Annotated in this window: 9 protein-coding genes; all 9 read left to right on the forward strand. The window is 41.5% G+C overall.

Annotation, left to right across the window (positions count from 1 at the left end; all coding sequences use genetic code 11):
• The first annotated feature begins 2 nt into the window (after nt 1-2).
• The 9 genes from WC623_RS18965 to WC623_RS19005 all read left to right on the forward strand — a co-directional run bounded on the left by WC623_RS18965 (nt 3) and on the right by WC623_RS19005 (nt 12390).
• Entirely contained in the window at nt 3-1166 is a 1164-nt protein-coding gene (locus WC623_RS18965) for an exo-alpha-sialidase (protein WP_372854022.1), read from the forward strand.
• Nucleotides 1167-1168: 2 nt separating this feature from the next.
• Nucleotides 1169-2821, forward strand: a complete 1653-nt coding sequence (locus WC623_RS18970) for an exo-alpha-sialidase (RefSeq protein ID WP_372854024.1) — start codon at nt 1169-1171, stop codon at nt 2819-2821.
• Between the two features lie 19 nt (nt 2822-2840).
• Nucleotides 2841-3773 carry a dihydrodipicolinate synthase family protein gene (locus WC623_RS18975; protein ID WP_372854026.1) on the forward strand — a complete coding sequence of 311 codons (933 nt, stop codon included), beginning with the start codon at nt 2841-2843 and terminating at the stop codon, nt 3771-3773.
• A 42-nt stretch (nt 3774-3815) separates the two neighbouring features.
• The gene (locus tag WC623_RS18980; protein ID WP_372854028.1) at nt 3816-5327 is read left to right on the forward strand and encodes a PKD domain-containing protein; all 1512 of its coding nucleotides are present in this window, start codon (nt 3816-3818) and stop codon (nt 5325-5327) included.
• A complete protein-coding gene (locus WC623_RS18985; protein WP_372854030.1) occupies nt 5327-6400 on the forward strand; it encodes a galactose oxidase in 1074 nt (357 codons plus the stop codon). Before WC623_RS18980 ends, WC623_RS18985 begins: the two co-directional genes overlap by 1 nt.
• Nucleotides 6401-6405: 5 nt before the next feature.
• Nucleotides 6406-7638, forward strand: coding sequence for an MFS transporter (locus tag WC623_RS18990; RefSeq protein WP_372854032.1), 1233 nt, complete (start codon nt 6406-6408; stop codon nt 7636-7638).
• A 211-nt stretch (nt 7639-7849) separates the two neighbouring features.
• Nucleotides 7850-8929 (forward strand): L-rhamnose/proton symporter RhaT, encoded by a 1080-nt coding sequence (gene rhaT / locus WC623_RS18995; RefSeq protein WP_372854034.1) that lies wholly within the window; start codon nt 7850-7852, stop codon nt 8927-8929.
• Nucleotides 8930-8974: 45 nt separating this feature from the next.
• Complete coding sequence (locus WC623_RS19000; RefSeq protein WP_372854036.1) at nt 8975-11095, forward strand: bifunctional aldolase/short-chain dehydrogenase; 2121 nt, start codon at nt 8975-8977, stop codon at nt 11093-11095.
• Between the two features lie 20 nt (nt 11096-11115).
• Nucleotides 11116-12390: a TIM barrel protein gene (locus WC623_RS19005; RefSeq protein ID WP_372854038.1), complete on the forward strand. Its 1275-nt coding sequence runs from the start codon at nt 11116-11118 to the stop codon at nt 12388-12390.
• The last annotated feature ends 6 nt before the right edge of the window (nt 12391-12396 follow it).

Below are 12396 nucleotides of genomic sequence, written 5' to 3' on the forward strand. Positions count from 1 at the left end.
TTATGAAACATATATTAAACCTTACACTGATCATATTTTTAAGTTGTGCTGGCATATCCTGCGGTAAGCTGGAACTGGGTGGCGGCGGTACGCCAACTTCACCTAATGCTCCTGGTGGTTCTACAGGTAAACAGTTCAATTATATCTTTAAGGAAAAAACTGAAGGCTATGCAGTATTCAGAATTCCTGCTATTGTGAAAACTAAGGACGGGACTTTATTGGCCTTTGCTGAAGCTCGTAAGTTAGCTTCGGCAGGGGATAGTGGTGATATTGATTTGGTTTTGAGACGCTCTACCGATAATGGTAAAACCTGGGGCCCGATAATTATGGTTTGGAATGATGGAGCGAATACCTGTGGTAATCCGGTGCCTATTGTGGATGAAATAACTGGTGAAATTCACCTGATGATGAACTGGAACAATGGTGAGGATACTTATGGTGAAATTAACAATCTGACTGCAATTGATACCAGGAGAGTGTTTTATACCAAATCTGATGATGATGGGCTGACCTGGAAAACTCCTCTTCAGATTACTTCTTCTGTTAAAAATAGCAATTGGAGATGGCATGGTACAGGCCCTTGTCACGGGATCCAGATTTCTGAGGGTACATTTAAAGGTAGGTTAGTGGTGCCTTGTTACTATTATGATGGTACGAATGGCAAAACTTATTCTAATACGGTTGTTTCTGATGATCATGGGCTGACCTGGAAGATAGCAGGTACTACACCGCAGGATCAGGGTGGTGAATGTGCGGTAACTGAATTAAAAGACGCTAAATTAATGTTGAACATCAGAACGAATGCACCAAACAGATTGGTGACAACCAGTATCGATGGTGGAAATACCTGGGCAAATTTAAGCACTGACTTTTCATTAGTTGATCCGCAATGTCAGGGAAGCTTATTGTCTTACAAAACCAATAATGATTTAAGCTTGTTCTTCGCTAATGCGGCTAGTGCTGAGCGTGTAAATATGACTGTGAAACAGAGCTTAAATGAAGGTAGTACCTGGGCTAAAGTATTTACGGTTCATACTGGCCCTTCTGCTTATTCTGACCTGGTGAAAATCTCTGATCAGGAGATTGCCATTGTGTATGAAGGTGGGATAGGCAGGCCTTATGAAGGGATTTCTTTTGAGATTATTAAAATTGCTGACTTTAAATAAGGATGATGAGAGGATTTTTAACTGCGCTGTTCATGCTATTGTATTTGGGTGTTTATGCTCAAAAGCAACAGGTTTTACAGGATAGGCTTCAGGTACCTGTATTGAAAGGTAAAGCTGTTAATCCAATGTTACGGCTCAAGGTTATTCCTGCAGCTGCTGATGAAAAGGTATTTATAAAAAAGATTGCGCTAAGTACTGTGGGTACAACACAGGTGACCGACATCAAGCGGATTTATGTATACCATGCGGTTAAAGATTCAACTTTTGGCCATTTCGGTAACCTGAATAATGCCATGCTTGTTGGTGAATTGTCCAACCCATCTGGTAGCAATCATGTGATTGAAATTAATCAGTCGCTCGGACCAGGTCATCAGTTTTTATGGCTTGCTGTTGAGCTGAATGAAAGTGCAGATTTGTCTGATAGGATTGCTTTAAATGTGACTTCTGTTGCGTTCGATAAAACACAGGTCAATTTGCCTTTGAAAAAAATGGCTACCAATAGGATTGGGATTGCATTGAGGTCTCATAAGCAAGATGGAGTGCATACCCATAGAATTCCCGGCCTGGCAACGGCAAAGGATGGTAGTTTATTAGCTGTTTACGATGCACGTAAGGATACTGGCAGGGATTTGCAGGGCAATATAGATATTGGTGTTTCCCGCAGTTTAGATAAGGGGAAAACATGGTTGCCAATGGAGATTGCTATGGATATGGGAACATGGGGTGGTTTGCCGGAGAAATTTAACGGTGTTTCTGATGCTGGGATATTGGTAGACAAAAAGACCGGAACTATATTTATTGCTGGCCTTTGGATGTATGGTGTGATAAACACAGAAGGTAAATGGCTGGAAGGTTTGAATGAGGGAAGTAAAGACTGGAACCATCAATGGAAAACTAAGGGATCTCAACCTGGTTTTGATGTGAAGCAGACTTCGCAGTTTTTGATTGTTAAAAGTGAAGACAATGGTAAAACCTGGTCGGAGCCGATTAACCTGACCAAAATGTGTAAAAAGGAGGAATGGTGGCTTTGGGCACCTGCTCCTGGACAAGGTATCACGCTAAAGGATGGAACGCTGGTTTTTCCTACTCAGGGTAGAGATGCTACGGGTAAAGCTTTCTCGAACCTGACTTACAGCAAGGATGGCGGAAAGACCTGGGAGTGTTCTAATCCTGCTACTGAAGAGTCTACTACTGAAAATATGGCGGTTGAATTATCGGATGGTACGGTGATGTTGAACATGCGCTCGAATGCGAACACGAAAGATACCAGCAGTACTAATGGTCGTGCGATTTCAGTAACAAAAGATCTGGGTAAGCACTGGAAAATTCATCCCACTAATCATGGTGGTTTGATTGAACCGACTTGTATGGCCAGTATCATCAGACATGATTTTTCGCAGAATGGTAAGAAGAAATCAGTATTGCTGTTTTCTAATCCCGATTCGAAAGTGTTGCGCCATAGAATGACGATAAAGATTAGCGAGGATGATGGGATGACCTGGTCTAAAGACAAGAAGATCCTGTTGGATGAGATGAAAAGCAGAGGGTATTCTTGCTTAACCAGTATAGATGAAAATACGATAGGGATTGTGTATGAAAGTAGCCAGGCAGACCTGGTGTTTCAGACGATTAAGCTGTCAGAATTATTAAAATAATAGAACTAAGAAAAACGAAATGGATAAAATTAAGGGATTGGTTGCAGCAGTTTTTGCTGCTTATCATGCAGATGGGAAAATAAATACAGCGATTATACCGCAATTGGTAGAGAAAATGATTACCGATGGTTTGTCGGGTGTGTTTATCTGTGGTACAAATGGCGAAGGGCCAAATATGACCATAGAAGAAAGAATGGCTATTGCTGATGCTTATGTGAAAGCTGCAAATAAAAGAATAAAAGTATTGATCCATGTGGGGCATACTTCTATTGCTGAGTCGCGCAAACTTGCTGCTCATGCACAGGAAATTGGTGCTGATGCCATTTCTTCTGTTGCGGCATTTTATTTTAAACCTTCGGGGGTAAAGAATTTGGTAGATAGTATGGCTGAAATTGCTTCTGCTGCTCCGAATTTGCCTTTTTACTATTACCATATTCCGACTTTAACGGGGGTGGCGATGGACATGGTAGAGTTTTTGGAAATTGCTGAAACCAGGATCCCAAATCTTGCGGGTATTAAGTATACGGCCTCGACTTTACATGAATATCAGGCTTGTCTGAATTATAAGGATGGCAAATTTGATATTTTGTTTGGTTACGATGAAATGTTGTTAAGTGCACTTTCTGTCGGAGCTAAAGGTGCGATAGGTAGTACTTATACTTATGCAGCTCCATTATACTTGAAAGTGATGGCGCTGTACGAGAATAATGAACACGAAGCCGCAAGAGCTATGCAAATGCATGCCGTGAATATGGTGCGTTGCCTGGTTAAATTTCCTCCAATCCCGGCACAAAGAGCAATTATGAAATCAGAAGGACTGGAGTTGGGGGTATGTAGATTGCCTTTGACTGCTTTAGATACAGCTCAGGAAAAAGCTTTACACGATTCATTAGTAGAGAACGGGTTTTTTAGTATTCTGAAAGAAGTAAGTCTGTTGCAGGAGGCCAAATAGCCTGCAACAGATTTCAATAAACATGACCAAATATAAACTAATATGATAACGAATAGACTTTTAATGATTTGCCTGTTGCTGACATCTGTTTGCTGGATGTCTTGCAAAAAAGATGAATTGCCAACCCTGAAAGCTGAATTCAGTGCTTCTGCACAAGAAGTTCTGGCTGGAGGAGAGGTTGTTTTTACAGATCTTTCTGAAGGGCAGCCTGCTAACTGGAACTGGGAATTTGAAGGTGGAATTCCTGCAACCTCTAATTTATCTAGTCCGACGGTTAAATATGATAAACCGGGTACTTATGCAGTAACATTGGTGCTGAAAAATGGCAAGCAGGAAGCTATTGGTAAAAAGGAGAAGTTCATCACCGTTGGGTATAATGACGTAAATCCTGATTTTGAAGCGAATGTTGTTTCGGCATTAGAAGGGGAAACGATTAAGTTTACAGATAAATCAACAGGGCTTCCAGATACATGGAACTGGGAATTTAAATCGAAGGACGGCGCAACCATATTGACTTCTACAGAACAAAATCCTGAGCTGAAGTTTATGGTTCCAGGTATATATACTGTTAAATTAGTGGCGAAGAACCCTAAATCTACTAAAGAGATTGTGAAAACAGATTACCTGACTATCATAGATAAATTCTCTGTAATTGCAGAATTTGATGCGGTTAATACGGCGACTTATGCCGGCGGACAAATTCAGTTTAATGATAAATCTATTGGAAACGCAACAGCATGGACCTGGACATTTGAAGGGGCCGCTACAGTTAGTTCTACTGAGCAGAACCCTAAGGTGACTTATCCTACTGCAGGCCGATTTAAAGTGAAATTAGTAGCTTCTAATCCGGTTAAATCGTCTACAATAGAAAAAGAGAGCTATATTCTTGTGGTTCCCTCTAGTGGTTTAACAGCATTTTTCCCTTTTAATGGTAGTGTACAAGATGTTGGACCTAGTGCCACTGTATCTACAATTACAGGAGCGATTACTTTTTCTGTTGCAGACAGAAAGTCAGTTGCCAATAATGTGGCTGGATTTAATGGTTCAAGTTACATTGTTGTGCCAGACCATGCGGCATATAACTTTGGAAAGGGGGATTACTCTGTTTCCACCTGGGTTAAAACAAATCGCACAAACCGGATGATGATCTGGGCTGAAAGTGGAGGTAAAGGAAGTGGTGACAACCAGACCTGGCTTCGTTTGGGCGCCAACACAACTACACAATTATTAGGTTTTGCGACTGAAGATTCTGGCGGTGGCTCGTTCCTGGGAATGAGTGAAGCTGAAAAGGGCAAAATGTACGATGATGTGTGGCATCATGTGGTATGTGTAAGACAAGGTTTAGTGACCAGGGTCTATGTAGATGGCGTTAAGGCCAAAGAGGTGACCGCTGGTAATGGAATTAAGGAAGTTTCAAATGCTGGCAACTTTAAAATTGGTGCACAGGAAGGTACGAGCAGTTTCTCTAACTTCTTTAATGGGCAGCTGGATGACATGATCATTTATAAGAAAGCATTAACACAGGCAGAGATTACTGCTTTATATAACCTATAATGGATAAGAACGCATTGACAAAAATATCACTGATCATCCTGTTTAGTACAATTACGGCAGGATGTAAAGAAGAAATATCTTCAAAATACGATTGGAATCAGCTTCCCGCAATCCCTGATCCAATTGGTTTTGCCGGATCGTTCTCGGGGCTAAGTAATGGTGCATTGATTGTTGCTGGAGGAGCTAATTTCCCGGATGGTGGTGCTCCGTGGACTGGCTCGACTAAGGTTTGGCATGATGATATTTTTGTGCTTGAAAAAGAAGGTGGACAATGGTTGCGGGCAGGTAAACTGCCCGCCCAATTGGGCTATGGCGTTTCAATAAGCTGGAAGGATGCTTTGGTATGTATTGGCGGCAGCAATGTTGCAGGACACCATGCCGATGCTTTTATATTACGTTATAAGGATAAGGGCATTTTGATTGAAAAGCTACCCGATCTGCCAACTACATTAGCTAATTCTTGTGGGGTATTGATTGGTGATGTCGTGTACATTGCTGGCGGACAAAAGAGTGCAAGTGACCTGGTCGCTTCAGACAATTTCTGGTCATTGGATTTGTCGGCACCTGAAAAGGGCTGGCAAATATTATCGACCTGGCCTGGTTCACCTAGAATGTTGTCTGTCGCCGGTACCGCGGAAGGTTCTTTTTACTTATTTAGTGGTGTAGCACTGAAAGAGGGGAAAAGGGAATACCTTAACGATGCTTTTAGATTTACACCTGATGGGGGCTGGCAAGTGATAAAAGACTTGCCTGCACCAGTGGTTGCCGCTCCTTCTCCGGCTTACAACCTGAATGATAATGATCTGTTGATTTTTGGAGGAGATGATGGGAAGCTTGCTGCTCAGGCTGCTGATCTGAAAGAAAAGCATCCTGGGTTTTCCAGAGATATTTTGAATTATGATGTTGTTGCTAATAACTGGACTGTTGCCGGACAGGTGGTAGCTTCGGCTCCTGTGACTACACCTTTGGTGGTGTGGAATGATAAAATTGTTTTACCTGGAGGCGAAGTAAGACCTGCTACCAGAACTCCAAATGTGCTGATCGTTAGTATTAATGAAGCCAAAACTGAATAATTTTTATGAATAAAAAATCATCCCTAATATCCTTCCCATGGGTTATTGTTGCTGTACTTTGGGTTGTTGCCTTTCTTAATTATTTAGACAGGATTCTGATTACCTCTATGAGGGATCCAATTGTAAACGAATTTGAACTGACCGATGCTCAATTTGGTTTGCTAACCTCTGTGTTTTTGTGGTCCTACGGCTTTTTAAGTCCTTTAGGAGGATACCTGGCAGATCGGTATAGCCGCAAAAAAGTAATTGTCTTTAGTGTGTTTATCTGGTCGGCCGTAACCCTGTGGACTGGTTTTGTCGGTTCTTTTGAGGAGATGATTGTGGCACGGATTTTTATGGGAGTTAGTGAAGCTTGTTATATTCCAGCAGCATTGGCGCTGATTACGGATTATCATAAAGGTCGTACACGGTCGTTGGCAACGGGCTTACACATGAGCGGACTTTATGCTGGTCTGGCTTTAGGTGGGATTGGGGGCTATATTGCTGAGCTTTGGGGTTGGAGATATGGTTTTCAGATTTTTGGGGCCTTTGGTGTTTTGTATTCTTTCTTGCTCTTGTATGTATTGAAAGACTATAAGAATACACCAGAAGAGGATGCCGTAAATGAAGCCCAGGGGGTTGAGCCTGGTTTGAGTTTGTCGCAAACCTTTAAAATGCTTTTTAGTAAAACTGCATATATTATATTGCTGATTTATTTCTGTGTGCTGGGGATGGTTAACTGGTTGGTGAATGGCTGGTTGCCTACTTTCCTTAAGGAGCATTTCAACCTGAATTTAGGAGAGGCAGGAATGTCGGCCACTGGTTATATTCAGATCGGTTCTTTTATTGGGGTAGTACTCGGGGGAATCTGGGCTGATCGATGGGCGAGATCCAATGTGAAAGGCCGGGTTTATGTGGTGATTATTGGCTTCTCGGTAGGTGCGCCTGTCTTATTTCTAATGTCGGCCACCAGTGTTTTTGGTATTGCGATTCTGGCCATGATGGTTTTTGGATTGGCAAGGGGCTTTAACGATGCGAACCTGATGCCCATTATGCGGCAAATTGTTGATGGTCGTTACGCGGCTACAGCTTATGGGTTCCTGAATTTTTTAAGCACCATTGTTGGTGGTATTATGGTATATGTTGGTGGTGCTTTGAAAGATGCGGATATAGGATTGGCTATTGTTTACCAGGTGTGTGCTGTGATTATGATACTGGCAACTTTTACTTTGTTTGCGTTGAAATTAAAGCGGCAGTAGTGGACATTAAAAGTATAATTATAACTTTCGGTCTTATCACTGAAAATTGTAAGTATACTTTTAATTTCTTCTGTTTTTAATGAAAGTTGTAAGTATACTTACAATTTTTCTAAGAGTTTTTGGATTTGATTAAGGTTTGATGCATGACAGTGCATGACAGATGTATACTGTTATTGCACTACTTTAGACAAACCAAATTTAAATCTTAGACATGCAAATTCTTTTAGGCGTCATTTTTCATTTCATCGGTGGTTTCGCTTCCGGTAGTTTTTACATCCCCTTTAAAAAGGTACAAAAATGGTCCTGGGAAACCTATTGGATTGTTGGAGGATTATTCTCCTGGTTGATTGTACCACCTTTAGCTGCCTGGTTAACCATTCCGGGTTTCATGGATATCATTGTCCAGACTGACGGTAAAATACTGCTGTTAACTTATTTCTTTGGATTATTATGGGGTATTGGGGGTTTAACCTACGGTTTGGGTGTTCGCTACCTCGGTATTTCCCTGGGGAGTACCATTATTCTGGGCCTTTGCTCGGTTTTTGGGGCTTTAATACCTTCTTTATACTACGACTTTTATCCGACTGCGGGCAAAGATAGCCTGAGCGATATGGCTGCTACGCAATGGGGCCAATTGGTATTGTTGGGCCTGTTGGTTTGTGTAATAGGTATTGTGGTATGCGGACTTGCGGGAAGCATGAAAGAAAAGGATCTTGTTGAATCTGGAAAAGCAGATCCCTCAAATAAAGAATATAAACTAGGTGTCGGCTTAATTGTATCTATTGTATCAGGTATTTTAAGTGCCTGTTTTGCTTTTGGTATTGATGCCGGTAAAGATATGGCCCATCATGCCAACGATGCCTGGAAAGCACTTAACCCAGAGCAGGGAGAGTTTCTTTTCCAAAATAATGTGACTTATGTGGTGATTTTATGGGGCGGTTTAACAACCAATTTATTTTGGTGTATGCTATTAAATGCACGGAATAAAACCTTTAGTGACTATACTGACAAAAAAGCTCCATTGCTTAAAAACTACATCTTCTCGGCATTGGCTGGTACGACCTGGTTTTTACAGTTTTTCTTTTATGGTATGGGCGAAAGTAAAATGGGGAATGGTGCGAGTGGCTGGATTTTGCATATGGCTTGTATCATCCTTGTGGCCAATGGCTGGGGACTAGTTTTTAAGGAGTGGTCTGGCGTAAAAAAGAAAACATTTGGAACTGTAGTAGCAGGGATTGTAATCCTGATTCTTTCCATATTCATAGTGGGATATGGAAACTCAATTAAATAGAAAATAACCCGATAAAAAGATAAAAAACAATTAATAATAATTTTTATGAGTACTCGAACAACCGATTTTAAACATGTAAGCTATTTGTGGGATGATGCAAAGGCTGCTGAAATGGCCGGAGATGAAGTTGCACTGTTGATCTACCGTTCAAACTTATTAGGTGCTGATTTGCGCTTAACCAATTACGGTGGTGGAAATACTTCTTGCAAGGCCATTGCTAAAGATCCATTAACTGGACAGGATACAGAAATTATGTGGGTTAAAGGCTCAGGTGGTGACTTAGGGACTTTGAAAAGCAGTGGCCTGGCAGCTTTGTATGTGGATCGTTTGCGTGACCTTAAAAATATTTATAGAGGATTGGACCATGAGGATGAAATGGTGGAATTGTTTAACCATTGCATCTATGACCTGCAATCTAAAGCACCATCTATTGATACGCCTTTACATGGATTCTTACCTTTCGCTCATATTGATCACTTGCATCCGGATGCGGCAATTGCTATCGCCGCTGCTAAAGATGGTGAGCGCATTACGAAAGAGTTGTTTAATGGCACAATAGGTTGGGTGCCATGGCAGAAACCAGGTTTTGAACTGGGATTGATGTTGCGTAAATGCCTGGATGAAAATCCTGGGATCAGAGGCATCATGTTAGGTTCTCATGGTTTATTTACCTGGGGGAATACGGCTTACGAAAGCTATATGAATACCCTGGAGGTAATTGAAAGGTGTGCAGAATACCTGGAAGAAAATTATGGTAAAAAAGGGCCTGTATTTGGAGGACAAAAAATAGATAGTGCTGTAAAAGAGCAACGTAATAAACAAGCTGCAACAATTGCTCCGGTATTGAGAGGTTTCTGCTCGAGCGAGCGGCATATGGTGGGGCACTTTACTGATGATGCAAGGGTATTGGAGTTCATTAACTCGAACGATTTAGATCGACTTGCACCATTGGGAACAAGTTGTCCGGATCACTTTTTACGGACTAAGATTAGTCCGCTTGTATTGAAACTGGATGCCAACGAGGATCTTACCGATATTAAATCATTAAAAGAAAGATTAGCGCCTGAATTTGAAGCTTACAGAAAAATGTATGCTGAATATTACGATTCATGCAAACACAGCAATAGCCCTGCAATACGTGATGCCAACCCGGTAATTATTCTTTATCCTGGAATTGGGATGTTCTCTTTTGCGAAAGATAAACAGACCGCAAGGGTAGCTGCTGAATTTTATACCAATGCCATCAATGTAATGAAAGGCGCTGAAGCCATTTCTGAATACACTTCTTTACCGAGACAGGAAGCGTTTAACATTGAATATTGGTTATTAGAAGAAGCGAAGTTGCAAAGGATGCCAAAGCCTAAGCCGCTTTCTGGTAAAATTGCACTGATTACTGGTAGTGCTGGAGGTATTGGAAAGGCTATTGCCCGTAAGTTTGTTGAAGAGGGTGCTGTAGTAGTTCTTAACGACATGAACGCAGAACGTTTGCAAGAAGCTGCTGCAGAGTTTACCAGTAAATATGGTAAGGATAGTTATACTACTGCTGTGCTGAATGTAACAAGCGGAGAAGATATTGCTGCGGCATTTGATATTGCTGCTCTTGCATTTGGTGGTATTGATATTGTGGTGAACAACGCCGGTTTGTCGATCTCGAAAACAATTGCTGACCATACTGAAAAGGATTGGGATCTGTTGTATGATGTATTGGTGAAAGGTCAGTTCTTTATTACACAGGCTGCTGCGAGCTTAATGCAAAAGCAGGATATTGGTGGAGATATCTTAAACATTGTGAGTAAAAATGCATTGGTTAGCGGTCCGAATAATGCTGGTTATGGTAGTGCAAAAGCCGCGCAATTACACTTGAGCAGATTAAATGCAGCTGAATTGGGTGCTGATGGTATTCGTGTGAACGTGGTGAACCCCGATGCAGTGATCAGCGATAGCAATATCTGGGCTGGTGGATGGGCTGAAGGTCGCGCTAAAGCTTATGGAATTACAGTTGCCGAGTTGCCAGCTTATTATGCAAAGCGTACCTTGCTAAATCAAATTATATTACCAGACGATATTGCCAATGCTTGTTTTGCTTTTGTTGGTGGATTACTGAATAAATCGACCGGTAATGTATTGAATGTAGATGGTGGTGTTGCAAATGCATTTGTTCGTTAATAAATTAGAGAATTAAAGAGATGAAATTAGAGAACTATCATATAGAATCACATAATAGCGACCTTTTGCCTAAGCATCAGCGTAAGCTGGCGGTTGTTGCTGATGAGGTTGCAAATGCACAGGAGATCATTCAGAAGCTGGTTGATTTCCAGATTGGGATTCCAAGCTGGGCTTTAGGTACTGGTGGGACACGTTTTGGGCGCTTCTCGTCTGGCGGTGAACCCCGCAACATTGAAGAAAAAATTGAAGACATTGGCTTATTGCATAAACTGAATGCAGCAAGTGGTACAATTTCACTACATATCCCTTGGGATACGGCCGACAATGTGCCGGCCATTAAAGCCTTGGTTGCACAGCATGGTTTATCTTTTGATGCGATGAACTCGAATACTTTTCAGGATCAGGCAAATTCAGCATATAGTTATAAATTCGGTTCCCTGCAAAATGTTGATAAAGCAGTAAGAAAACAAGCTATTGAACATAACATTGAAGTGATTCGTCAGGGCGTAGAGTTAGGTTCTAAAGCACTTACAATATGGTTGGCGGATGGTTCTTGCTTCCCTGGGCAGCTGAACTTTAGAAAGGCATTTCAGAATACATTGGAAAGTTTGCAGGAAATTTATGCTGCTTTACCGGAGGATTGGAAAGTGTTTGTGGAGTACAAAGCTTTTGAACCAAACTTCTACTCTACAACGGTAGGGGATTGGGGACAATCTTTATTATTCGCTAATAAATTAGGACCTAAAGCTTATACGCTGGTAGATCTGGGTCATCATTTGCCAAATGCAAATATTGAACAGATTGTTTCTTTATTGCTAATGGAAGGTAAGTTAGGTGGTTTCCATTTTAACGATTCGAAATATGGCGATGATGATTTGACAGCGGGAAGCATTAAGCCTTATCAATTGTTCCTTATTTTTAATGAATTGGTAGAGGGAATGGATGCACGTGGTATGAACCACCGTCAGGATCTGGCCTGGATGATTGATGCTTCACATAATGTGAAAGATCCATTGGAAGATCTATTGCAGTCGGTAGAGGGGATCATGCTGGCTTATGCACAAGCTTTATCGGTAGATCGAGTTGCTTTACAAAAAGCACAGGCCGAAAGTGATGTGGCTCTTGCTCAGGAAATCCTGCAAAATGCATTCCGCACTGACCTGCGTCCGCTTGTTGCAGAAGCGCGTTTACGTGCTGGTGCAGCTTTGTCGCCAATAGATTTATTCAGACAACTGAATGTTAGACAAGAATTGATAAAAAGCCGTGGTTTAAAAACTGTAGCAACTGGATTATAATTAATG

This window comes from Pedobacter sp. (assembly GCF_041645105.1).
Taxonomy (GTDB): Bacteria; Bacteroidota; Bacteroidia; order Sphingobacteriales; family Sphingobacteriaceae; genus Pedobacter.